Here is a 21,679-nt window from a genome sequence, read left to right on the forward strand (position 1 = left end):
CGGGCAGGTCCGCCCCGATCATGTCGCCTGACCAAAGCGGACAGGAGCGTGACCGATGGCCCTCGACACCGACCTGAGACTTCCGGGGCGAGACGCGATCCGCGCCGCCCACCTCAAGAGCGAAGCGGATGTCCTGGCCGATCTCGCGGCGCGGGACCCGGTCCCGTCCGACCTGCTCGCCCGGGCCGGGACCCGCGCCGCTGACCTCGTCCGCAAGGTCCGCTCGGACGGCGATCCGGGCCTGATGGAGGCGATGCTCGCCGAATACGGCCTCTCGACGCAGGAGGGCGTGGCCCTCATGTGCCTCGCCGAGGCGCTTTTGCGGGTGCCCGACTCGCCCACCATGGACGCGCTCATCGAGGACAAGATCGCGCCGTCCGAATGGGGCACGCATCTTGGTCGTTCCTCCTCCTCGCTCGTCAACGCGTCGACTTGGGCGCTGATGCTCACCGGACGTATCCTCAAGGAAGATGACGGCGGCGGGATCGCAGGCACCCTCCGCGGCGCCGTGAGGCGGCTGGGTGAACCCGCCATCTCGAGAGCGGCGCGGCAGGCGATGCGCGTGATGGGCGCTCAGTTCGTCCTCGGCCGGGACATGGGCGAAGCCCTCTCCCGCGCGAAATCGCAGCAGCGGCAAGGCTATACGCACAGCTTCGACATGCTCGGCGAGGCCGCGATGACGCAAGGGGACGCCGATGCCTATTTCGCGTCCTACAAGTCCGCCATCGAGCGGATCGCCGGCGCCGCGAAGGGGCGCGGTCCGACCAAGGATCCGGGCATCTCGATCAAGCTCTCCGCGCTTCACCCGCGCTTCGAGGAAACCCACCGGGAGGCTGCCGTCGCCGCGCTCGTTCCCCGCGTTGCGGAGCTTGCCGGAGATGCCGCGAAAGCCGGGATCGGCCTCAATATCGACGCTGAGGAATCGGGGCGCCTCGAGATGACGCTGGACGTCTTCGGCGCGCTGCTGCGCGATCCGGCCCTGTCGGGGTGGGATGGGCTTGGCTTCGTGGCTCAAGCCTACGGTCTCCGCGCCGGCCCCGCCATCGACTGGCTGCACGATGCGGCCGAAGCGGCCGGGCGTCGGATCTGCGTGCGTCTGGTGAAGGGGGCCTACTGGGATACCGAAATCAAGCGGGCGCAGGAGCTCGGACTGGACACGTTCCCGGTCTTCACCCGCAAGCCGGCCAGCGACGTCTCCTGGCTGCGCTGTGCCCATCGGCTGCTTGAGGCACGTGACCGGATCTACCCGCAATTCGCCACCCACAACGCGCACTCCATCGCGACCGTGGTGGAGATGGCCGGGAACGATCGGGACGGGTTCGAATTCCAGCGGCTTCATGGCATGGGCAGCGCCATTCACGATGCGGTCATGGCGCGCGAGGGGACGCGATGCCGCATCTACGCGCCGGTCGGGGCGCACCGCGATCTGCTCGCCTATCTCGTTCGGCGCCTTCTGGAGAATGGCGCGAACAGCTCCTTCGTGAACCAGCTTACCGACGAGTCCGTCGCTCCGGAGAAGGTCGCGGCGGATCCCTTTGCCGCTGTCGAGGCGGCCGGCGAGAACCGCGCCGTGGTTCGGCCCGCTGACATCTACGCTCCGGATCGCAGGGCGGCCATGGGATGGGACCTCGACGACCGGGCCGCGCTGCACGCTCTGGAGACCGCCGTGGCAGAGGCGGAGGCCGAGCCCGAGGCGGGCCCGCGTCTGGCGATCGAGCCACTGGGCGGGCCCGCCCCGATCAACATCGCAAACCCCTCGACAGGCGCCCGCGTCGGGTCCGTGCGCGAAGCGACCCCTGAGGAGGCGACGGCCGCATTCGAGGCCGCCACTGTTTGGGACGCTCCGGCGGAGCGCCGCGCCGAGGTGCTTGTCAGAGCGTCAGACCTGATGGAGGCGCGGGCGGCGGAGATCTTCGATCTGCTCGCGCGCGAGGCCGGAAAGACACGCGCCGACGCGGTCGCCGAGCTGCGCGAGGCGGTCGATTTCCTGCGCTACTACGCTCGTCGAGGAACCGAACTCGCGGGTCCCCCGCGGGGCCGGATCGTCTGCATCAGCCCGTGGAACTTCCCGCTTGCGATCTTCACCGGCCAGATCGCCGGGGCGCTCGCTGCCGGCAATGCGGTTCTCGCAAAGCCCGCCGAAGCGACGCCGCTCATCGCCGCGCTCGCCGTGGACCTTCTGCACGAGGCCGGCGTGCCGCGAGGTGCGCTGCAATTCCTGCCCGGGACCGGCGCCGCGCTGGGCGTGCCCCTGGTGTCCGATCCGCGGGTGGACGGTGTGCTCTTCACCGGCTCGACGGGAACGGCCCAATCGATCGGCCGGGCGCTCGCCGCCCATGCCGCCCCGACGTCGCCACTCGTCGCGGAAACCGGCGGGCTGAACGCGATGGTGGTCGATTCGACCGCGCTGCACGAGCAGGCCGTTCGCGACATCATCACCTCCGCCTTCCAGTCCGCGGGCCAGCGCTGCTCCGCCTGCCGCATCCTCTACGTGCAGAGCGACGTGGCCGATGCCCTTCTCGACATGCTCTTCGGCGCGATGGATCTGCTCCGGCTCGGCGATCCGTCGGACATCCGGACCGATGTCGGGCCGGTGATCGGAGCGGACGCCAAGGCCGGGATCGAGGCCCATATCGAGGCCGCCCGCGAGGAAGGGCGCCTGCTCAAGCAAGTCGCCGCGCCGGAAGGCGGGCATTTCGTCGGGCCTGCCGTCATCGAGGTCGGCGGGATCGGGCAGCTGGAGCGGGAAGTCTTCGGCCCGGTGCTGCACGTCGCCAGGTTCAAGGCGGACGATCTCGAGCGGGTGATCGAGGATATCAACGGCGCCGGATACGGTCTGACTTTCGGACTGCATACGCGGATCGACAACCGCGTTCAGGACGTCCTGCAGCGGATCCGGGTCGGTAACGCTTACGTCAACCGAAACCAAATCGGTGCGGTGGTCGGCTCGCAGCCCTTCGGTGGCGAGGGGCTTTCGGGAACCGGTCCGAAGGCAGGCGGGCCGTCCTATGTCGTCCGTCTCGCGGCTCCGGGTCGTCGGGCGGCGGTAGAGGTCGAGGGGCCGGTCGCCGACGAAGCGTCGGTTCAGGCTGCGATTGACGCCGCCCGCCCGCCGGAGGGCCGCAAGGCCGAGGTGCGGGAGATGCCGGGGCCGACCGGGGAGACCAACCGCCTGACGACGCTCGGCCGCGGAACGGTGCTCTGTCTCGGACCGGGGCGCGCGGCGTCGACGGAGCAGGCGGAGACGGCCCGCAGGGCGGGCTGCGCGGCCGTGCTCGTCACACCGGGTGCGACGGGGGCGGATGCCGTGGAGGGCAGCTTGCCCGCCGAAGCGCTCCGGCGTTTGACAAGATTCGCCGGCGTGGCTTGCTGGAGCGAGGATGAGGCGCGGCTCCGGGCGATCCGCGTGGCGCTCGCCGGCCGGGAGGGAGCCATCCTGCCGCTCTGGACCGAAGAGGACCTGGCCGCCCGTGCCCGGCTTGAACGGCATGTCTGCATCGATACGACGGCGGCCGGCGGTAACGTCTCCCTCCTTGCGCGCGCCGGCGAGGGGTGACGCCTCGCCCCCCTCGGCCCGGTTCATTCTGGGTGTCGCGACGGGGGCGGACGTCATGGCAAAGAGATGCACAAAATAGCGCTCGCCCGGGCACGCGGTTCGATCCGCGCCCGGGTCTGACCCGTCGATCGCGCGCGCTACCCTCCGCTACCCGATGGGAGGACGTTGGCAGATTGACGCGGCCCGAGGGGATTGCGGCGCCTCAGGAGGTTTGCGCGACGTGCGTCAGGATTGCGGCGTAGAAAACGAAGGAGGCGACGAGGACGAAGACGTGCCAGATCGTCGTGTGGAAGGGCAGCCTGTCCGTGAGATAGAAGACGACGCCGGTGGTGTAGATCAGCCCGCCGATCACGATCAGCGACAGCACGACCGGGGACAGCGTCTGCAGAAGCGCCCATCCGCCAAAGAGGCCGGCCCATCCCATGACGAGGTAGAGCCCGATGGCGACAGGCCGAAAGCGCTCCGGCGCCAGGATCCGCAGCGAGCTGCCGGCGATTGCGGCCGTCCAGAGGCCCCCCAGGAGGTAGGCACCGGGCCATCCCGACAGCAAGGTGAAGGGTGTGTAGGTGCCGGCGATCTTGAAGTAGATGGCGGAGTGGTCCAGCCCGCGGAGGACGGGCGTCCAGCGCCGCGCGGGCAGCATGTTGTAGAGCGCTGAGCAGAGCAGCATGGCGATGAACGTCACCCCATAGACCGATATGCCGACGATCGCTGTCACGTCACCGCGCCAGAATGCCGTGAGCGTGATCAGAACCGGAACGGCGGCCAGCGCCGCGGCAACACCGATGACGTGGACAACCCCGTCGGATACCTCTTCGGCACGGCTGTATGCCGGGCGGACCACGCGGGCGTGAAGTGGCGCGGAACGGGGCTGATCTGGGATGTGGCTCATGGGAGGATTTTAAGCCGGGCGGCGTGTCCATCAAGGTCGCGCGCCGCGCTGAAACGCAACGTTCGCGCGACCGCGGAGCCTGCGTCAGGCCACTTTCGCTCCCAGGGCGGGGGCACGGTCACCACCCGAGAGGGGCACGTCCGTCTGCGCTTCCATGAGACGGCGCGCAAGGTAGCGCCCATACTCGGTCTTGGCGTGACGCTGGGCGTGGTCTGCGAGGTCGTCCAGCCCGATCCAGCCTTGCTCGAAGGCGATCTCCTCGAGGCAACCGACCTGCCGACCGGTGCGGGCGATGTCGTCCCTGACGAAATTCCCCGCGTCGAGGAGGCTGGCATGGGTGCCGGCATCCATCCAGGCATGCGCAGCATCGAGATGCAGCACATCGAGGGATCCATCCGCGAAGTAGGTGTCCAGAAGGCTCGTGATCTCGAGCTCGCCGCGGGGCGAGGGGCGAACGGCGCGGGCGCGCTCGGGCGCCGTGCCATCGAGGAAATACAGTCCCGTCACCGCGTCGTTCGACGGCGGAATCGGCGGCTTTTCCATGATGGCAGCGGGGCGCCCCTCCGCATCGTAGGACAGCACGCCGAAGCGCTCGGGGTCGGACACGCGGCGGGCGAACACGCTGGCGCCCCGCGCCTTCTGCGCTGCGCGGCCTGTGAGGCGGGCGAGGTCCGGCCCGTGAAAGATGTTGTCGCCGAGGACCATCGCGGAGGGGGCGCCGTCAAGAAACGCCTCGGCGATCAGGTAGGCCTGGGCGAGGCCGTCCGGGCGGGGCTGCTCCAGCCACGTGATCTCGATGCCCCATTGAGCGCCGTCTCCCAGCATCCGGCGGAATTGCGCGGCGTCCTGCGTGGTGGTGATGATCGCGATTTCCCGGATCCCCGCCTGCATGAGAACCGAGATCGGATAGTACACCATCGGTTTGTCGTAGACGGGCAGAAGCTGTTTCGAGAGTCCGATCGTGATTGGCCAGAGCCGGGTACCGGAGCCGCCGGCCAGTACAATTCCCTTACGCTTCGTCTCCATCGAGGCCTCCACCTTTGCGATGGGCGGGACCATCCCATGGAGAGACTAAGATTCGCTTACCCCGCGTCCGAGCCGGCCATGGGCGATCGGGCGCCGTTACAGTTCAGACGTCCGGCAAAGAAAGTCTGTCCGACCAGACCGGGGTGCACGCAAGCCAACCGGGATGCACGCAAGCCAAGGCACGTGGTCCACCGTCAGGCCGCACCGGCGCAACTGGGTGAATGAGGGGGGGGAGAATGGTGGGCGACCCTGGAATCGAACCAGGCGTGGGTCTCCCCGGCGGAGTTACAGTCCGCTGCCGCACCTTGCAGCACGTCGCCCGACGCTGGGGCGAGATAGCGAAGCGGGGCGGAGGGGTCAAGCGGTGAATGTCTTGCCTTTGTCGCGCCGTGAGGGCAGGGCAGGGGCATGAAGAAACCGACTTGGGTCATAGACAAGGAAAAGGCGAAGCGCGGGGAGGCCCGGGCCAGTTTCTGGCTGTTCGGCCTGCATGCCGTTCGCGACGCCCTTCTCAATCCGCGCCGCGAGAAACTCCGTCTCGTGGTCACGCGAAACGCGGCCGATCGGCTGGGGGAGGCGCTGTCGCACGGTCCCGAGCCCGAGATCGCCGATCCGCGCAAGTTCCCCGTGCCGCTCGATTCCGGCTCCGTCCACCAGGGAGCCGCGCTCGAAGTCCGTGCGCTGGACTGGGGCTCCCTCGCCGATGTCTGCGCGCCGTCCGCCGAGACCCCGCGCGTCGTTCTGCTCGACCGGGTGAGCGATCCGCACAACGTCGGCGCCATATTGCGCTCGGCGGAGGTCTTCGGGGCAAGGGCGGTCATCGCCCCGGCGCGTCACGCGGCGCCCGAGACCGGGGCACTGGCCAAGACGGCCTCCGGTGCCCTTGAACGGCAGCCCTACCTCCGCGTGCCCAACCTCGCGCGGGCGATGGAGGAGTTGCGGGGCCTCGGATACGGGCTCATAGGCCTCGACGGTGAGGCGGAGACCGGCCTCGCCGATGCCGCCGAAGAGATGTCGGACCGCCCTGTCGGTCTCGTCCTGGGTGCCGAGGGGCCGGGGCTCCGCGCCCTGACGAAGGACACCTGCGACAGACTTGCAAGGATCGAGGCGGCGGGGGCCTTCGGCTCGCTCAACGTCTCGAACGCCGCCGCCGTATCCCTCTATGCCACCCGCCCGCGCTGAACGGCTCGGGCCGAGTCGATACGGACCTTTCGTCACATGGTCCGTTCGGGGCGGCCTCGCGGCATTTGCGAATGGGCCAGTCGAATGGGCAGCACCATGACCGACGCGGCCGCCGACATCATCGACCTCTATCGCCGCCATGCAGGCGCATGGATCGCGATGCGGGGAACGAGGCTCACGGAAGGGGTGTGGCTGGACAGGTTTGTCGGCCTGATGCGGCCGGAGGCCTCGGTGCTGGACATCGGGTGCGGAGCGGGCGTGCCCATTGCCCGTCATCTTGCCGGGGAGGGGCTCAGGGTGACCGGCGTGGATGCGTCTGACGAGATGATCACGTGCTTCCGCGTCAATCTGCCGGACCAGACGGCGCAGCTGGCCGACATGCGCTCCCTGAAGCTGGGCCGGACATTCGACGGACTGATCGCCTGGGACAGCTTCTTCCACCTCACACCGGACGATCAGCGCGGGATGTTCGCCATCTTCCGCAGCCATGCTGAACCGGGGGCCCCGCTTCTCTTCACGAGCGGTCCCGCCTTCGGTGAGGCGATGGGGACGCTCGAGGGCGATCCACTCTATCATTCCAGCCTTGATCCCGAGGAATACCGCGAGCTTCTGGACCGTCACGAGTTCGACGTCGTGGGCCATGTGGCTGAGGATCCGGATTGTACCGGGCACACGGTCTGGCTGGCGCGGCGCCGCTTCGCGGAGTGAGCGGAAGCTGCCGAAACGCGCCGATCGTCTGACCGGATGGGGGTGGCGCAGCCGATTTTTCCCGTCCTGATGAAAAAAGTCTTTCCGGTGCCTTCGGGCGACATTGCGGATTTTCCTTCAAAATCAGCGCCCACCGCTTCTCCGCATACCGTCACGCTTAAGTGACCGAGGCAAAATCGCCTCAGTCTGGAACGAAATGGAAGCATGCTTAGTTGGTGGGTCAGGAAATACGACACCGGAACAGTCGTGTTTCGCTTCACTGTCCCTCGTTCCGTGACTGGCGCCCGGCTCCTAGAGGACCGGGCGTTTTTTTGTCCGCGCGTCCGGGCTATGTCTGTGCGCATGAGCATCAACCAGACCGACCAAGACATCCGCCGCATCCTCGGACGCGCCCGCACGATCTGCCTCGTGGGCGCCTCGCCGAAACCCGAGCGCGCGAGCCACCGTGTGGGCCATTTCCTCGCAGGGCGCGGCTATCGCGTGATCGGGGTCAATCCGGGTCAGGCCGGGACTGACCTCTACGGCGAGCCTGTGGCGTCCTCCATGGAAGAGGCTGCCGCACGCGCCGAGATCGACTTTCTCGACATATTCCGCCGCTCGGACGCGGTCCTGCCGGTGGTCGAGGAGGCGCTCAACGTCCTGCCGATGCTGAAAACGATCTGGATGCAGCTCGGCGTGATGAATGCCGAGGCGGCCGAGCTTGCCCGGTCCCGCGGCATCGATGTCGTCGAGGACCGCTGCCCTGCGATCGACTACCCGCGCCTCTTCGGCAACATTCGGGTAGACGAGATCGAGGGCTGAGCTTCAGCCGCCTGACTGGCGCGCGGCCTTCTCGTCGATCCCGGACCTGCCTTCGCGCGCCTCGAGGACGGCTTCGATATCCGCGAGGGAAACGTCCCTCGCGCGGCACATGACGAGGAGGTGGTAGATCGCGTCGGCGGCTTCGCTGGCGAGCTTCTCACGATCGCCGCGCACCGCCTCGATGATCGCTTCCACCGATTCCTCGCCGAATTTCTCGGCGCATTTCTCTGGGCCGCGGGCGAGGAGCTTCGCCGTCCAGGAGCTTTCGGGATCGGCCCCGGCGCGCTCGGCAATTCGCTCGGAGAGGCGGGCTATGGTGCTGCCGTCGGACATGGGGTGCGCTCCTCAGGTGGGACGGACGGGAATGCCGGCGGCCGACATGTGCGCCTTCGCCTCGCCGATCGTGTGGGTGCCGAAATGGAAGATCGAGGCGGCGAGGACCGCGCTCGCGCCGCCCTTCAGAACACCGTCGGACAGGTGGTCGAGCGTGCCGACGCCGCCCGAGGCGATGACGGGAACGGGCACTGCATCCACCACGGCCCGGGTCAGTTCGAGATCGAAGCCGGCGCGGGTGCCATCGCGGTCCATGGACGTCAGGAGGATCTCGCCGGCTCCCTTCGCGGCCATTCTGGTCGCGAAGTCCAGCGCGTCGATCCCGGTCGCCTTCCGCCCGCCATGGGTAAAGATCTCCCAGCGTCCGTCCTCGACCCGCTTGGCGTCGATCGCGACGACGATGCACTGGCTGCCGAAGCGGTCGGCGGAGCGGGCCACGACGTCCGGATCGGCCACGGCGGCGGAGTTGAACGAGACCTTGTCCGCCCCTGCAAGAAGTAGCGCGCGCACGTCTTCGGGGCTGCGGACGCCGCCGCCGATGGTCAGCGGCATGAAGCAATGTTCGGCCGTGCGGGTCGCCAGGTCGAACAACGTGCCGCGATTCTCGTGAGTGGCGCGGATGTCGAGGAAACACAGCTCGTCGGCGCCGGCGGCATCGTAGGCGCGGGCGGCTTCCACCGGGTCCCCGGCATCCACCAGGTCCACGAAGTTGACGCCCTTGACCACGCGCCCGTCGGCGACGTCGAGGCAGGGAATGATCCGGGTCTTCAGCATGGGCGGAGGCTTACAGACGCCCCCGTGATTTGACCAGCCGGAACCGTGCCGGGAGGGCATCGGTTCGCCCCCGGTATGGGAGAGGAGACTGAAAATGATCCGCAAGACACTCGCCGCCGCCGCGCTGGCGCTCACTGCGTCCCCCGCGTTGGCCGACTGAGAGAGCCGCACCTCGGATGACGGCGTGGGCGAAACGATGGACCGGCTCGTATCCGCCGTAGAAGGCGCCGGCGCCACCGTGTTCGCGCGCGTGAACCATGCCGAGGGTGCTGCCGGCGTGGGCATGGAGCTTCCGGGCGCCGAGGTGCTGATCTTCGGCAATCCCGAACTCGGCACGCAAGTCATGCAGGACGACATCCGCGCCGGCCTTCTCCTGCCTCTCCGCGTTCTCGTTTACGACGATGCGGGCCAGACCGTGATCCTCTGGCAGGAGCCGGAGGAGATGTTGGGCGATCTGAGCATCGACGACGACGCGGCCTATATCGAGAGCATCGGGGACGCTTTGGACAATCTCACGGGCGCGGCGGCGGGCTGAACCGCCCTCGCGCCGCGTCCTGCCCTAGCGGCGGAGCGCCGCGAGGGCCTTGGAGAGATCCAGCTTGCCGTCATAGAGCGCCCGGCCCGAAATCGCGCCCGCGATCCCCCCGGCATCCCGGAGGGCCATGAGATCGTCCAGGGACGAGACGCCGCCGGAGGCGATGACCGGCACGTCCACGGCATCAGCAAGTGCGGCGGTCGCCGGCACGTTCGGCCCGCCCATCGCGCCGTCCCGGTCGATATCGGTGTAGATGATCGCCGTGATCCCGGCATCCTCGAACGCCCGGGCGAGGTCGGTCACCTCCATGTCCGTTTCGGTCGCCCATCCCCGCGTCGCGACCTTGCCGCCCCTCGCATCGAGACCCACGGCGATCTGCCCAGGAAACACCTTCGCCGCCTCGCGCACGAGGTCCGGCTCCTCGACCGCGACCGTCCCGAGGATCACCCGGCCGACGCCGCGGGAGAGCCAGAACTCGATGGTGCGCAGGTCACGGATGCCGCCGCCGAGCTGCACCGGGATCTCCACCGCGCCGAGGATCCCCTCGACCGCCGCGCCGTTCACCGGTTTGCCCTCGAAGGCGCCGTTCAGATCGACGATGTGGAGCCATTCGCAGCCGGCTTCGGCAAAGCTCTTCGCCTGCGCCGCGGGATCCTCGCCGAACACCGTCGCTTCGGACATCTCGCCCCTGAGCAGGCGCACGCACTGGCCGTCCTTCAGGTCGATGGCGGGGTAGAGGATCATCGGGGCGTTTCCTTCTCGTCGCGGGATCGCGCGCGTGATGCCACGGCGCCGCCTCGCTGCCAAGCGCGCCTCCGGGCCTTGCGCGGCATCAAGCGACGGTACGTCAGGATTGCCGTGGGGGCCGGACATGGAGAACACTTGCCGGCAGGGAGATCTAGGGAGGAGAACCCGATGAAGAGACTAGCTTTCGCGGCCGCGGCCCTCGCGCTGTCTGCCGTTGCCGCCTTCGCCGATCCGGTGGAAGGCCTGTGGAAGACCGAACCCGGCGACGACGGCGCCTATGCCCATGTCGTCATCCGGCCCTGCGGCGCCAATATCTGCGGCGTGATCGCCCGCGGCTTCGATGCCGGAGGAACCGAGATCCAGTCGAAGAATATCGGCGCGCGGATGATTTGGGACATGAGCGCCGACGGCGGCGGCTCCTATTCGGGCGGCAAGATCTGGGCGCCGGACCGCGATAAGGTCTATCGCTCGAAGATGGAGCTTTCCGGCAATTCGCTGAAGGTCTCGGGCTGCGTCGGGCCGATCTGTCGCGGCCAGAACTGGGTGCGCGTCCAGTGAGCTGAGCTCGGGCGCCCGTATCAGGGCGCCCAGCCGAGGAAGTTTGCGATGAGTCGCAGCCCCGCTTCCTGGGACTTCTCGGGGTGGAACTGCATCCCGGCGGCATTGTCTTTGGCGACGATGGCGGTGATGTCCCCGCCGTGATCGACATGGGCCAATCGCTCCCCGGCACGGTCCATCGCCATGTGGTAGGAATGGACGAAATAAGCGTGGTCGCCGGTCGCGATCCCGTCCAGCAGCGGGTGCGGCCGCTCGATGACCAAGTCGTTCCAGCCCATGTGCGGGACGGTGAGCGAGAGGTCGGACGGCTCTATCTTCACCACGTGCCCGTCGATCCAGCCGAGGCCCGGCACCGTCTCGTATTCATGCCCTTCGCGCGCCATGAGCTGCATCCCGATGCAGATGCCGAGGAACGGGATCGCCCGATGCTCCACGGCCTCCCGAAGCGCCTCCTCGAGCGGACCGCGCAAGGCGCGCATGCAGGCCGGAAAGGCGCCGTCGCCGGGCAGGACGAGCCGGTCCGCGGCCGCGATGTCCTCGGCGGCCCCGCTCACGACGATCTCCCCGCCATCCGTCTCCCGCGCCATGCGCTGGAAGGCCTTCTCGGCGGAGTGCAGGTTGCCGAAGCCCGCATCGATCAGAACCGTCCGCGCCATCAGAGCGCGCCCTTGGTCGACGGGACCGCGTCCGGCTTTCGCGGGTCCGGTTCGACGGCTTCCCGGAGCGCCCGTGCCACCGCCTTGAAGGCCGCCTCGGCGATATGGTGCGAATTGATCCCGGCGAGCCGGCTCACATGCAGCGTGATCCCGCCATGGGTGGAGAGCGCCTGGAAGAACTCCCGCACGAGTTCGCTGTCGAAGCTCCCGATGGACGCGGACGGCAACTCGACGTCCCACACGAGGTAGGGGCGTGCGGACAGATCGAGCGCGGCGCGCACGAGCGCATCGTCCATCGGCAACAGGCAGGCGCCGTAGCGCCGGATCCCGGCCTTGTCGCCGAGCGCCTGAACGAGCGCCTGGCCGAGCGCGATGCCGGTATCCTCGACCGTGTGGTGATCGTCGATATGCAGATCGCCCTCGGCGCGGATCTCCATGTCGATCAGCGAATGCCGGGACAGCTGGTCGAGCATGTGATCGAAGAAGCCGATCCCGGTGCGATTGTCGTAGAGTCCGGTGCCGTCGAGGTCGATGGCGACCGTGATCTTCGTCTCGCTGGTTTCTCGGCTGATCTCGGCGCGCCGCATGGCAGGTCTCCCGGAAAACTGGCCCGGCCACCCTATAGGGCGCGCCGCCGCGACTGGAAAGCCGCGGCGGCCGTCCCGGAGGCGCGCCGTTGCGAAAACGCCAGCGCCCGGTTCCTCTTTCCCGCGCAGCGCCGCCCGAGGGGTGGCGCCGCGAGAGATCCTAGTCCTGCACCGGCTTCGTGGGGTTGCGGTAGCTCATGCGCCGGACGGAGCCGGTCTTGGAGCGCATGAGGATCGTCTCGGTGGTGAGATACCCGACCTCGCGCCGGATGCCGGACAGGATCGAGCCGTCCGTCACGCCGGTCGCGGCGAAGATCACGTCCGAGGTCACCATGTCGTCGCGGGCATAGATCCGGTCGAGATCGGTGACGCCGGCCTTCGCTGCGCGGCCGCGTTCGTCGTCGTTGCGGAAGGTCAGGCGACCCCACATCTGCCCGCCCATGCATTTCAGGGCGGAGGCGGCGAGCACGCCCTCGGGTGCGCCGCCGGCGCCCATGTACATGTCGATGCCGGTCCGCGTGGCCTCGGCGCAGTGGATGATCCCGGCGACGTCACCATCGGTGATCAGGCGGATCGCAGCGCCGGTCGAGCGGATCTCGTCGATCATCTCCTGATGCCGGGGGCGGTCGAGCACGCAGACCGTGATGTCATGTGCCGTGCCGCCCTTCGCGGTCGCCAGCGCATGGATCCGCTCGGCGGGGGACATCTCGAGGCTGACGACGTCCTGCGGGTAGCCCGGCCCGACGGCGAGCTTGTCCATGTAGACGTCCGGCGCGTGGAGCAGCGTGCCGCGGGGGCCCATGGCGATCACGGTCAGCGCGTTCGGCATGTCCTTGGCGGTGAGCGTGGTCCCTTCGAGGGGGTCGAGCGCGATATCCACCGCCGGGCCGTTGCCGGTGCCGACTTCCTCGCCGATGAAGAGCATCGGCGCCTCGTCCCGCTCCCCTTCGCCGATCACCACGACGCCGGCGATGTCGAGCTTGTTGAGCTGCTCGCGCATGGCGTTGACGGCGGCCTGGTCCGCTGCCTTCTCGTCCCCGCGGCCGATCAGGCGGGCCGATGCGATCGCCGCCGCCTCCGACACCCGGGCGAGGCCGAGGGAGAGCATTCGGTCGTGGAATTCGGGCTGATCGGTCATTCACCTGTCCTCGGGGAAGTTCACATTTCCGCAAAGACCTACCGCCCGGCGCCGGAGGGGGGAAGGGCCGGCTCCGGATGTGAGCGCTGCCATGGCGAGAAAACTCATCTCAGCGAGGCAAGGAGCGCCGGTGAGGGGCGCCCGGTGGGCTCGAGGCCGCGGCTTTGCTGGTAGGCGCGGATCGCCTCCTCGCTCTTCGGTCCGATCACCCCGTCCGCGCCGCCGGTGTCGAAGCCGCGGGCGGTCAGGCGCTGCTGAAGGTCCCGCCGCTGGGATTGCGTGAGGCCGGTCGCGTCCGGTCCGAAGGAGGCGGACAGCGGGCCCTGTCCTGCGATCCGGCCGCTGAGATAGGCGACGGCGAGGGCGTAGTTGTTGGAATTGTTGTAGCGCTTGATGACGTCGAAGTTCGGCCCGAGCCGGAAGACAGGTCCGCGCCCGTCTGGCTGCACCGTCGGTCCCCCGGTTCCGGCGGGCACTTCCACCGCCGCGATGCCGCCCCGCTGCCAGCCGGAGCGGGTGAGGTAGGCGGCGGTGGAGGCCAGCGCGTCGGCCGGGTTCTCGGACCAGATGTCGCGGCGGCCGTCGCCGGTAAAGTCCACCGCGTAGGCCTGATAGGAGGTCGGAATGAACTGGGTGTGTCCCATCGCGCCGGCCCAGCTTCCGGTGAGGTTCGCAGGCGTCGTGTCGCCCCGGGCGAGAATGCGCAGGGCGGCGTCGAGCTGGTCCTCGAAGAACGCTCCGCGGCGACCGTCGAAGGCGAGGGTTGCGACGGCGGACGTCACGGGAATGTCCCCGCGGCGCGTGCCGAAGCTGCTCTCGACGCCCCAGAACGCGGCGACGGTCTCGGCCGGCACGCCGTACTGCGCCTCGATGGCCTGGAGCGTGCCGTGCTGGCGCGCGAACGCCGCACGGCCCGCCGCGACCTTTTCTTCGGACGCGACGATGGCGATGTAATCCTCGAAGGAGCGCTTGAACTCGGTCTGCGCCCGGTCCCGCTCGACCACGCCCGGAAGGTACCCTGCGTTGCGCAGGCCCGCCGCGATGGCAGCCTCGGAAATGCCGCGCGCGGCGGCGCGGCCGCGATACGCCGCGAGCCAGCGGTCGAACGCTGCGTTCGGCACCGGGCGGTACTCGTCCGACACCGCCGCACGCGTCATGAGGGCCGGGCTACTGCAACCTGCAAGGGTCGCGGCGCCGGCGCCGGCGAGGAAGATACGTCTCGTAAAGGCCATGGGTCTGCTCTCCGCCCCTGATTTTGGGGCAGACTAGCCGCAAGCGGAGCCCGTGGAAACGGGGGGCGCAGAGGGTCGGGGCGGAGACCCGCCAGTGCCGCCGGTCCGCCTCGGGCCGTGGGGCGCGATTGACGAAGGAGGGGGCGCAGGCCCCCCGTGTTAAACGTCCTCGATGCGCAGGGCGACCGGCTCGCCGATCAGCACGCCGGTGGATTTGAACGCCTCGAGCGCCGCCTGCAGGTCCGCCGCGCTGGCCTTGTGCGTCACGATGAGGACGGGCGCGGAAATGTCGTCATGCCCGGTCTGGCGCATCCGGTCGATGGAGACGCCGCATTCACCGAGGGCGGTGGCGATCCGGGCGAGGGCGCCGGGCCGGTCCTCGAGGCGCATCCTGAGATAATAGGGAGCGGGGGATGCGGCGGCGGCGGTCCTCAGCTCTCCCAGAGATTTTGTCGGCGCGCCGTAGGTCGGCACGCGAAGGCCGCGGGCGAGGTCGACGATATCCGACAGGACCGCGCTCGCGGTCGGACCTTCGCCGGCGCCGGCGCCCTGGAGCACGATCTGGCCCACCGCATCGCCCTCGAGGACGACCATGTTCGTTGCGCCGTCGAGCTCGCCCAGCGGCGAATTGGCGGGAACGAGACAGGGCGACATGCGGGCCTCGAGGCCGCGTCCGGTCATCTGCGCGACGCCGAGCAGCTTCACGCGGTATCCCATGCGCGCGGCGGCCTCGATATCCTCGATGGAGACCCGCTCGATCCCCTCGATCTGCACCGCCTCGAAGGGCACGCGGGCGCCGAAGCCGACCGCGGCGAGAAGTGTGAGCTTGTGCGCGGCGTCGATCCCGCCGACATCGAGGGTCGGATCGGCCTCGAGATAGCCCAGTGCATTCGCTTCTTCGAAGACGGCCTCGTAGGGCAGGCCGGCGCTCTCCATCCGGGTCAGGATATAGTTACAGGTTCCGTTCATCACACCCATGATGCGGGTGATCTCGTTGCCCGCGAGGCCTTCGGTCAGCGCCTTCATCACCGGAATGCCGCCGGCGACGGCGGCCTCGAAGCGGATGGTGCGGCCGGCCGCCTCGGCGCGGCCCGCAAGGTCAAGGCCGTGAATCGCGAGAAGCGCCTTGTTGGCGGTGACGACATCCTTTCCGCTGTCGAGCGCGGCCTCGACGGAGGCCTTCGCCGGCCCGTCCGATCCGCCCATCAGCTCGACATAGACGTCGATATCGTCCCGCCGGGCGAGGGCGACGGCATCGTCCTCCCAGTCATACCCGGTGAGCGCGACGCCCCGGTCGCGGGCGCGCTCGCGGGCCGAGACGGCGACGATCTCGACCGGGCGTCCGGCGCGGGCGGCGATCATCTCGGCATTGCGGCGCAGGATCCGCACGACGCCGACGCCGACGGTCCCGAGCCCGGCGATTCCCAGTCGAAGCGGCTCGGTCATGGCAGTGATCCTCTCGTCGTGCAGGGGCACCCGGCCCCGAAATCTACAGGCGCGGAGGGGATAGCCGGTTCGGGAAGGGGGCGCAACGCGGGGCGGCCGTGGGCGAGAAAGACGGGCGGCGGCTGCGCCTCAGCCGTCCCGCCGGTCGAGGGCCTCGGCCATGCGCTCCTTGGTCTCTGCGTCGACCACCGGGCCATCGAGGCGCTCCGCCCGGCGGCGGAGAGCCTCCGCCTCGGCGGCGGTCATCGGGCCGGGATCGGTGCCGGCGCGGGCCGCGCGCGCCTCGGCGATGATGGGATCGAGGGCGACGAGGTCAGGATAGGGCGCGGCGCGGGCCTGATCGCTGGTGGCCGTATCGAGATCCGGGAAGGGAGCGCAGGCGGCTCCGGCGAGGAGCGCGAGCGCGAGGAAGATCGATCGGACAGGCATCAGGGGGCACTCCGGGCGTCGGCGCGGCGAAGGTACCCCGCGCGGACCCGTGCCGTCCAGACCGCGGAGCTTGCGCCCCGCCGCCCGGGCGGGCCATACCTGCCGCGGGCCAGACCGGGGGAGACAGGCATGGAGAGCGAGATCCTCGCACGGACAAGCGCATCGCGGCCGCGGGCCCTGTTCGGCACGGCGACCCTCGGCGTCCTCGCGGCGCTCTGCTTCTGGCTCGCGCTCTCGGAACCGGCCCTGTCGCTCGTCGGGCGGCTCCTCGTGATCGCGCTTGCCGCGGTGGCGCTCGCAGGCGCCGTCGCACTCTTCCGCGCGGGCCGGACGGAGCTGATCCTGACGCGGGAGGCGCTGACCGACGGAGAGGGACGGGAGATCTTCCGCGTCTCCAAGGTCGTGGGCGTGGACCGGGGGGTCCTCGCGGTGAAGCCCTCGAACGGCTTCCTGGTGCGGCTGTCGGAACCGGGCGGTCTGCACTGGTCCCCCGGCCTGTGGTGGCGGATCGGTCGGCGCGTCGGCGTCGGCGGTCTGACAGCGCCGTCGCGCACCAAGGTGATGGCCGAGGGGCTGTCTCTCCTCTTGGCCGAGCGGAACGTTCAGTAGCAGCTCTCGCTGCCGTTCTCGACCTCGGGCGCGAAGCGGGGGCGGGTCACGACGAATTGCTCGAGATCCAATGTCGGCAGTCCCACGTTGAAGGCCGGCTCGTAGGACAACGCCGTCTCGGTAAGGATCAGCGTGTCGCCGAGCGGCATCATCGGGATGCGACCGTCGAGGCCCGCAAGGTCGCCGCTGCCGAGCCCGGCCCTGCCGTCGCGGTTCACCCAGGACCAGCAGACATCCAGCTGACGGCCGGAGGGGTCGTCGCAATTGCCCTGGCAGCGCACGGAGGTGATGCGCACGGTGGGCGGGCCGCCCTTCACCGTCATGAAATCGAAGACGTTCACGAGGCCGGCAAGATAGCCGGTATCGACGCCCGATTCGCGGCTGATCATGTCCGCGATGGTATAGGCGGCGCGGGCGTTCGTCGTCTGGGCACGGTACGCATCGAACCAGACGAAGGAGCCCACGTAGAACCAGCACAGGAGCGGCAGGGCGAGCACGGCCTCCACCGAAAGCGAGCCACGGCAATCGGCGGCGAATTCGGCCATGGCGGCCCGGATGCGCGCGCATGCGAGGCGCGCCCGGGACCGGCCGGTGGGGCAGGGGCGGGCGGTCATGAGCGCGGCTCGTTGACGAAGGCGGCGCGGGCGACGAGGGCGTAGTAATCCTCGGTCTGGCGCTGCAGGGCAAGGCCGAGGCCGGTGGTCGGGAAGATCGGCCGGACCACGGCGCAGACCCTGAGCAGCATCATGTCGTGCTGCCCGCCGGGGATGAAGTCGGTGACGGGGGCGACGTCCTCCTCCTTGTCCACACAGCGCACGCCGCTCGTGCCCGCCGTCCAGTCGTCCTTGCTGACCCGCGTCAGCTCCACCACGAGGCTGTTTTGGCAATCCGGGATGACGGTGGCATACTCGCAGATACGGTTGCGGAGCTTCTCGTGGGTCGGGCTGGCCTCGAGGCCGAGGCGCAGCTCCCGCACGGACAGGTCGGTCGCGCGGTCCAGCATGACTTGGCGCACCTGGAGGAACCCCCCCTCGAGGGTGGACAAGAAGACAACCATGAAGATCGGGAAGAGGATGACGAACTCGATGGTCGCCGTCCCGGCCTCGTCCCGGGCGAACCGGCGCAGAGCATGCCTCAGTCCGGAATGCCGGGGGCCGTGCGGGGGGCGCGCGGCGCTCATTGGGTCAGCCTCAGCTGGTTGATCTGGCGCGCGATCGAGGAGAAGGCCTGCGCGATCTCGACCGCCTTGACGTCGAAGAAGTGAGAGGTGGTGGAAGCGCAATCGCTCAGCGTGCTGTCGCCGTTGCCGCGTGTCTCCATGCCGATGGTGAACACGACGACACCGGCATTCTTTGCCGCTTCGCAGATCTTCGACGTCCGGCTGTTCTTGGTGTTCGTGCCGATGGAGGAAAAGACCTCGTTGTAGTAGGTGTTCCAGTTGCCGCCGAGCGCTTCGCGCCGGTCGTAATAGGCGTAGTTGGCGACCGAACGGCTCGCCCAGAGCTCGGGCCAGGTCATCGTGCGGGCGCGATCCCAGTTCCGGTAGGGAGCGTACTGCCATTCCCGGTCGCGGAACCAGTACCAGTAGTTCCGGCCGTTCGAGCGGTAATAGAGCGATTCCCGACCGTCATACCGGTCGTAGTAGATATCGGCCGTACCGGACGAGAACTCGTCCCTGAGGTAATGTTGATCGGTGTTCTCGCCGTCGGACATGACGACGAGGACCTTGAGCGCGTCCTCCTCGTCGTAGTCGTAGGGGCGGCCGTTGAACTGGCTCGAGACAGCCTCGTCCAGGACCATGTCGGCGATGATCGGGCGCGCGGTGGGATCGAGCAGCGCGGCCCCCCACTTGGCGCCGATGTCGATCGAGGTGTTGCCCTCCGCCCGGAAACTGTCGATCCGGTCGTGGAGCGCCTGGATGTCGCTCTCCATCACGGTGATCTCCCGGCTCTCGAGGACCGGACAGACGAACCGGTTGGGATCGGGCGGCTTGCTATAGGTGGAGATCTCGAAATGCCCGGTGCGCTGGAGACGCTGGTTGGGATAGATCGCCGGCGTCGTGAAGTCCTCGCTCCGGAAGTCGACGCACCACGAGTAGCGATGCTCCTCGGAGACGTTGTAGTGCTTCAGCAGGTCTTCCCCGGCATTCACCTGCGTGGCAAACGGCACGATGTTGATCGAAATGCGGTCCTGCTCGGTGGCCTTGCCGAGGACGGTGTCGACGAAATCCTTCGCCGCGTCCTTCAGCAGGTTCAGGCGGCCGTAGTTCCCCATGGAGCCCGAATTGTCGAGAACGAGCGAGATCTCGACCTTCATGATCGTCTCGTTCGCGGTCCCGGCGGCCGGGGTCTTCAGCGTGTCGATCCCGACGAGGCGCATCAGGAGGGTGCGGATCTCGTCGCTGGTGGAGGCGCTGACGGAGCGGTAGTTCAGCCCCTCTTCCACATTCACGTCCACGGACAGATCGTCGAGGCCGGCGCGGTCGAAGTAATCCCGCACCACGTCTCGCGGCTCGAGGGTCTGGTCCAGGTCGGCGGCGGCGAGGACGGCGTTGTCGAGGGTGTTCTGAAGCTGGGTTCGCCGCAACTCGAACCTCATGGTGTCGAGCCCGATGCTGACCGCGAGCAACATGCCCGACAGCAGGAAGAGCGAGAAGATCACGAGCCCGCCATGCTGCTCCCTGACGAACCGCACGAGGGCGCGGCCGGGCACGGAGCTCTTGTCACTGTTCCTGATCGGCCCGTTGGCCATGGATCACCTGCGCTATGGTCGGCGGATACTCTTCCGCGAGGGTCTCTAGAGCGGCGAAACCGTTCGAAATTGCGGCACGGGTGGGGAGAGCGGGTGAAAACATCCCGGTATCGGCCCGACTTTCCGGCAAATGACCGCGGAGGTTTAACACAAGATTTGCAATTCGCCTCGACAAGGGGCGCATGCGGAGCCCGGCCAAACCGATTCGGACGCTGGACCCGGACCGGGCGGCGTCTACCTGAGAGGCCGGTGGCAGGAGGAGAACGAGATGAGCGACGTCAAGGAGCCGACATTCCGCGAGAGCGTGGATCTGATGTTCAACCGCGCTGTCGCGCTGATGGACCTTTCCCCCGGCCTCGAGGAGAAGATCAGGGTCTGCAACGCGACCTACACGGTGCGCTTCGGGGTCCGCCTCCGCGGCTCGATCCACACTTTCACCGGATACCGCTCGGTCCATTCGGAGCACATGGAGCCCGTGAAGGGCGGCATCCGCTTCGCGATGGACGTCAACCAGGACGAGGTCGAGGCGCTGGCGGCGCTGATGACCTTCAAATGCGCCCTGGTCGAGACGCCCTTCGGCGGCTCCAAGGGCGGGCTCTGCATCGACCCGCGCGAGTGGGACGAGCACGAGCTGGAGCGCATCACCCGCCGCTTCGCCTACGAGCTCATCAAGCGCGACCTGATCCATCCCAGCCAGAACGTCCCCGCGCCGGACATGGGCACCGGCGAGCGGGAGATGGCCTGGATTGCCGATCAGTACCGCCGGATGAACACCACCGACATCAACGGCAATGCCTGCGTCACCGGCAAGCCGATCCATGCCGGCGGCATCAAGGGCCGCGTGGAAGCGACGGGACGGGGCGTGCAATACGCTCTCCGGGAGTTCTTCCGGCATCCCGAGGACGTCGCCATCGCGCAGCTTTCAGGAAAGCTCGCGGACAAGCGAATCGTCGTTCAGGGCCTTGGCAACGTGGGCTACCACGCCGCGAAGTTCCTGTCGGAGGAAGACGGCGCGCGCATCGTCGGCGTGATCGAGCGGGACGGGGCGATCACCGATCCCGATGGCATAGACATCGACGCACTCAGGGACTGGATCGCGGCCCATGGCGGGGTGCGCGGCTATGGCTCGGGCACCTATGTCGAGAACGGCGCGGCGGTTCTCGAAACGGAGTGCGACATCCTGATCCCCGCCGCCCTCGAAGGCGTCATCAACCTGTCCAACGCCGAGCGGATCCGGGCGCCCCTGATCATCGAGGCGGCGAACGGGCCCGTCACCGCGGGTGCGGACGAGATCCTGCGCAAGCGCGGCACGATCATCATTCCGGACATGTACGCCAATGCCGGCGGCGTCACGGTCAGTTACTTCGAATGGGTTAAGAACCTGTCCCATATCCGGTTCGGCCGGATGCAGCGCCGGCAGGAAGAGGCGCGGCACCAGGTCATCGTGGACGAGCTGGAACGGCTGTCCGCGGACAGTGGCGTCGGCTGGACCCTGAGCCCAGGCTTCAAGGAACGCTACCTGCGCGGCGCGGACGAGCTGGAACTGGTACGGTCCGGCCTCGATGACACGATGCGCACGGCGTACCAGGCCATGCGGCAGATCTGGCACAGCCGGGAGGACGTTCCGGACCTGCGCGTCGCGGCCTACCTCGTCTCCATCGACCGGATCGCCCAGAGCTACCGCGCCAAGGGGCTCTGACGCTCCAAGGGGGGCAGGGG

At 68.5% G+C, this 21,679-nt stretch carries 21 protein-coding genes, 1 tRNA gene and 1 pseudogene; 8 read left to right on the top strand and 15 right to left on the bottom strand.

Annotation, left to right across the window (positions count from 1 at the left end):
• The first annotated feature begins 55 nt into the window (after positions 1–55).
• On the top strand, positions 56–3,556 hold the full coding sequence (gene putA, locus RM543_RS11135) for a bifunctional proline dehydrogenase/L-glutamate gamma-semialdehyde dehydrogenase PutA (RefSeq protein ID WP_311691611.1): 3,501 nt from the start codon (positions 56–58) through the stop codon (positions 3,554–3,556).
• Between the two features lie 202 nt (positions 3,557–3,758).
• Here putA and trhA read toward each other — a convergent pair whose 3' ends face one another.
• From trhA to RM543_RS11150, 3 genes are all read right to left on the bottom strand, one after another.
• On the bottom strand, positions 3,759–4,448 hold the full coding sequence (trhA, locus tag RM543_RS11140) for a PAQR family membrane homeostasis protein TrhA (protein ID WP_311691613.1): 690 nt from the start codon (positions 4,446–4,448) through the stop codon (positions 3,759–3,761).
• A gap of 84 nt (positions 4,449–4,532) precedes the next feature.
• On the bottom strand, positions 4,533–5,474 hold the full coding sequence (rfbA, locus tag RM543_RS11145) for a glucose-1-phosphate thymidylyltransferase RfbA (protein WP_311691615.1): 942 nt from the start codon (positions 5,472–5,474) through the stop codon (positions 4,533–4,535).
• Between the two features lie 237 nt (positions 5,475–5,711).
• Positions 5,712–5,795 (bottom strand) — tRNA-Tyr (locus RM543_RS11150).
• 87 nt (positions 5,796–5,882) lie between these two features.
• Between RM543_RS11150 and RM543_RS11155 the strand changes: the two genes are divergently transcribed.
• The 3 genes from RM543_RS11155 (at position 5,883) to RM543_RS11165 (ending at position 8,165) form a co-directional block, all read left to right on the top strand.
• A complete protein-coding gene (locus tag RM543_RS11155; protein WP_311691617.1) occupies positions 5,883–6,656 on the top strand; it encodes a TrmH family RNA methyltransferase in 774 nt (257 codons plus the stop codon).
• A gap of 96 nt (positions 6,657–6,752) precedes the next feature.
• Entirely contained in the window at positions 6,753–7,364 is a 612-nt protein-coding gene (locus RM543_RS11160; protein ID WP_311691619.1) for a class I SAM-dependent DNA methyltransferase, read from the top strand.
• Between the two features lie 330 nt (positions 7,365–7,694).
• Positions 7,695–8,165, top strand: a complete 471-nt coding sequence (locus RM543_RS11165; RefSeq protein WP_311691621.1) for a CoA-binding protein — start codon at positions 7,695–7,697, stop codon at positions 8,163–8,165.
• Between the two features lie 3 nt (positions 8,166–8,168).
• Here RM543_RS11165 and RM543_RS11170 read toward each other — a convergent pair whose 3' ends face one another.
• The gene (locus RM543_RS11170) at positions 8,169–8,498 is read right to left on the bottom strand and encodes a phosphoribosyl-ATP diphosphatase (RefSeq protein WP_311691627.1); all 330 of its coding nucleotides are present in this window, start codon (positions 8,496–8,498) and stop codon (positions 8,169–8,171) included.
• Between the two features lie 12 nt (positions 8,499–8,510).
• The gene (gene hisF, locus RM543_RS11175) at positions 8,511–9,272 is read right to left on the bottom strand and encodes an imidazole glycerol phosphate synthase subunit HisF (RefSeq protein WP_311691629.1); all 762 of its coding nucleotides are present in this window, start codon (positions 9,270–9,272) and stop codon (positions 8,511–8,513) included.
• Positions 9,273–9,450: 178 nt separating this feature from the next.
• On the opposite strand from hisF, the pseudogene RM543_RS11180 reads away from it, so the two are divergent.
• Positions 9,451–9,807, top strand: a pseudogene (locus RM543_RS11180) (DUF302 domain-containing protein); the annotation flags it as partial.
• Positions 9,808–9,831: 24 nt separating this feature from the next.
• Here the strand turns inward: RM543_RS11180 and hisA are convergent.
• Positions 9,832–10,551: a 1-(5-phosphoribosyl)-5-[(5-phosphoribosylamino)methylideneamino]imidazole-4-carboxamide isomerase gene (gene hisA, locus RM543_RS11185; protein WP_311691634.1), complete on the bottom strand. Its 720-nt coding sequence runs from the start codon at positions 10,549–10,551 to the stop codon at positions 9,832–9,834.
• A 171-nt stretch (positions 10,552–10,722) separates the two neighbouring features.
• On the opposite strand from hisA, the gene RM543_RS11190 reads away from it, so the two are divergent.
• Entirely contained in the window at positions 10,723–11,112 is a 390-nt protein-coding gene (locus RM543_RS11190) for a DUF2147 domain-containing protein (RefSeq protein WP_311691637.1), read from the top strand.
• A 20-nt stretch (positions 11,113–11,132) separates the two neighbouring features.
• On the opposite strand, the gene hisH is transcribed toward RM543_RS11190, so the two are convergent.
• The 6 genes from hisH to RM543_RS11220 all read right to left on the bottom strand — a co-directional run bounded on the left by hisH (position 11,133) and on the right by RM543_RS11220 (position 16,600).
• On the bottom strand, positions 11,133–11,768 hold the full coding sequence (hisH, locus tag RM543_RS11195; RefSeq protein ID WP_311691639.1) for an imidazole glycerol phosphate synthase subunit HisH: 636 nt from the start codon (positions 11,766–11,768) through the stop codon (positions 11,133–11,135).
• Positions 11,768–12,355 carry an imidazoleglycerol-phosphate dehydratase HisB gene (gene hisB, locus RM543_RS11200; RefSeq protein ID WP_116084532.1) on the bottom strand — a complete coding sequence of 196 codons (588 nt, stop codon included), beginning with the start codon at positions 12,353–12,355 and terminating at the stop codon, positions 11,768–11,770. The genes hisH and hisB overlap by 1 nt, the downstream gene beginning before the upstream one ends.
• 160 nt (positions 12,356–12,515) lie before the next feature.
• On the bottom strand, positions 12,516–13,493 hold the full coding sequence (glpX, locus tag RM543_RS11205) for a class II fructose-bisphosphatase (RefSeq protein ID WP_116084530.1): 978 nt from the start codon (positions 13,491–13,493) through the stop codon (positions 12,516–12,518).
• A gap of 104 nt (positions 13,494–13,597) precedes the next feature.
• Positions 13,598–14,725 carry a lytic murein transglycosylase gene (locus RM543_RS11210; RefSeq protein WP_311691643.1) on the bottom strand — a complete coding sequence of 376 codons (1,128 nt, stop codon included), beginning with the start codon at positions 14,723–14,725 and terminating at the stop codon, positions 13,598–13,600.
• A gap of 159 nt (positions 14,726–14,884) precedes the next feature.
• Positions 14,885–16,171 carry a homoserine dehydrogenase gene (locus RM543_RS11215; RefSeq protein WP_311691645.1) on the bottom strand — a complete coding sequence of 429 codons (1,287 nt, stop codon included), beginning with the start codon at positions 16,169–16,171 and terminating at the stop codon, positions 14,885–14,887.
• Between the two features lie 129 nt (positions 16,172–16,300).
• Entirely contained in the window at positions 16,301–16,600 is a 300-nt protein-coding gene (locus RM543_RS11220) for a hypothetical protein (protein WP_311691648.1), read from the bottom strand.
• A gap of 129 nt (positions 16,601–16,729) precedes the next feature.
• Here RM543_RS11220 and RM543_RS11225 point away from each other — a divergent pair, with 129 nt between their 5' ends.
• The gene (locus RM543_RS11225) at positions 16,730–17,209 is read left to right on the top strand and encodes a hypothetical protein (protein ID WP_311691650.1); all 480 of its coding nucleotides are present in this window, start codon (positions 16,730–16,732) and stop codon (positions 17,207–17,209) included.
• Here the strand turns inward: RM543_RS11225 and RM543_RS11230 are convergent.
• The 3 genes from RM543_RS11230 to RM543_RS11240 are packed head-to-tail and all read right to left on the bottom strand — an operon-like array spanning position 17,203 to position 19,960.
• Complete coding sequence (locus RM543_RS11230) at positions 17,203–17,823, bottom strand: TadE/TadG family type IV pilus assembly protein (protein WP_311691652.1); 621 nt, start codon at positions 17,821–17,823, stop codon at positions 17,203–17,205. The two genes, RM543_RS11225 and RM543_RS11230, sit on opposite strands and share 7 nt — an antisense overlap.
• The gene (locus RM543_RS11235; RefSeq protein ID WP_311691654.1) at positions 17,820–18,389 is read right to left on the bottom strand and encodes a TadE/TadG family type IV pilus assembly protein; all 570 of its coding nucleotides are present in this window, start codon (positions 18,387–18,389) and stop codon (positions 17,820–17,822) included. The genes RM543_RS11230 and RM543_RS11235 overlap by 4 nt, the downstream gene beginning before the upstream one ends.
• A complete protein-coding gene (locus RM543_RS11240) occupies positions 18,386–19,960 on the bottom strand; it encodes a pilus assembly protein TadG-related protein (RefSeq protein ID WP_311691656.1) in 1,575 nt (524 codons plus the stop codon). The genes RM543_RS11235 and RM543_RS11240 overlap by 4 nt, the downstream gene beginning before the upstream one ends.
• 268 nt (positions 19,961–20,228) lie before the next feature.
• Here RM543_RS11240 and RM543_RS11245 point away from each other — a divergent pair, with 268 nt between their 5' ends.
• Entirely contained in the window at positions 20,229–21,659 is a 1,431-nt protein-coding gene (locus RM543_RS11245; RefSeq protein WP_311691658.1) for a Glu/Leu/Phe/Val family dehydrogenase, read from the top strand.
• The last annotated feature ends 20 nt before the right edge of the window (positions 21,660–21,679 follow it).

This window comes from Tropicimonas omnivorans, from assembly GCF_031846565.1.
Taxonomy (GTDB): Bacteria; Pseudomonadota; Alphaproteobacteria; order Rhodobacterales; family Rhodobacteraceae; genus Tropicimonas_B; species Tropicimonas_B omnivorans.

What these genes read in the sequence shown, in the direction of transcription:
- putA (WP_311691611.1), top strand. Translation starts at nt 56, where the DNA reads ATGGCCCTCGACACCGACCTGAGACTTCCGGGGCGAGACGCGATCCGC.
- trhA (WP_311691613.1), bottom strand. Translation starts at nt 4,448, where the DNA reads ATGAGCCACATCCCAGATCAGCCCCGTTCCGCGCCACTTCACGCCCGC.
- rfbA (WP_311691615.1), bottom strand. Translation starts at nt 5,474, where the DNA reads ATGGAGACGAAGCGTAAGGGAATTGTACTGGCCGGCGGCTCCGGTACC.
- RM543_RS11155 (WP_311691617.1), top strand. Translation starts at nt 5,883, where the DNA reads ATGAAGAAACCGACTTGGGTCATAGACAAGGAAAAGGCGAAGCGCGGG.
- RM543_RS11160 (WP_311691619.1), top strand. Translation starts at nt 6,753, where the DNA reads ATGACCGACGCGGCCGCCGACATCATCGACCTCTATCGCCGCCATGCA.
- RM543_RS11165 (WP_311691621.1), top strand. Translation starts at nt 7,695, where the DNA reads ATGTCTGTGCGCATGAGCATCAACCAGACCGACCAAGACATCCGCCGC.
- RM543_RS11170 (WP_311691627.1), bottom strand. Translation starts at nt 8,498, where the DNA reads ATGTCCGACGGCAGCACCATAGCCCGCCTCTCCGAGCGAATTGCCGAG.
- hisF (WP_311691629.1), bottom strand. Translation starts at nt 9,272, where the DNA reads ATGCTGAAGACCCGGATCATTCCCTGCCTCGACGTCGCCGACGGGCGC.
- hisA (WP_311691634.1), bottom strand. Translation starts at nt 10,551, where the DNA reads ATGATCCTCTACCCCGCCATCGACCTGAAGGACGGCCAGTGCGTGCGC.
- RM543_RS11190 (WP_311691637.1), top strand. Translation starts at nt 10,723, where the DNA reads ATGAAGAGACTAGCTTTCGCGGCCGCGGCCCTCGCGCTGTCTGCCGTT.
- hisH (WP_311691639.1), bottom strand. Translation starts at nt 11,768, where the DNA reads ATGGCGCGGACGGTTCTGATCGATGCGGGCTTCGGCAACCTGCACTCC.
- hisB (WP_116084532.1), bottom strand. Translation starts at nt 12,355, where the DNA reads ATGCGGCGCGCCGAGATCAGCCGAGAAACCAGCGAGACGAAGATCACG.
- glpX (WP_116084530.1), bottom strand. Translation starts at nt 13,493, where the DNA reads ATGACCGATCAGCCCGAATTCCACGACCGAATGCTCTCCCTCGGCCTC.
- RM543_RS11210 (WP_311691643.1), bottom strand. Translation starts at nt 14,725, where the DNA reads ATGGCCTTTACGAGACGTATCTTCCTCGCCGGCGCCGGCGCCGCGACC.
- RM543_RS11215 (WP_311691645.1), bottom strand. Translation starts at nt 16,171, where the DNA reads ATGACCGAGCCGCTTCGACTGGGAATCGCCGGGCTCGGGACCGTCGGC.
- RM543_RS11220 (WP_311691648.1), bottom strand. Translation starts at nt 16,600, where the DNA reads ATGCCTGTCCGATCGATCTTCCTCGCGCTCGCGCTCCTCGCCGGAGCC.
- RM543_RS11225 (WP_311691650.1), top strand. Translation starts at nt 16,730, where the DNA reads ATGGAGAGCGAGATCCTCGCACGGACAAGCGCATCGCGGCCGCGGGCC.
- RM543_RS11230 (WP_311691652.1), bottom strand. Translation starts at nt 17,823, where the DNA reads ATGACCGCCCGCCCCTGCCCCACCGGCCGGTCCCGGGCGCGCCTCGCA.
- RM543_RS11235 (WP_311691654.1), bottom strand. Translation starts at nt 18,389, where the DNA reads ATGAGCGCCGCGCGCCCCCCGCACGGCCCCCGGCATTCCGGACTGAGG.
- RM543_RS11240 (WP_311691656.1), bottom strand. Translation starts at nt 19,960, where the DNA reads ATGGCCAACGGGCCGATCAGGAACAGTGACAAGAGCTCCGTGCCCGGC.
- RM543_RS11245 (WP_311691658.1), top strand. Translation starts at nt 20,229, where the DNA reads ATGAGCGACGTCAAGGAGCCGACATTCCGCGAGAGCGTGGATCTGATG.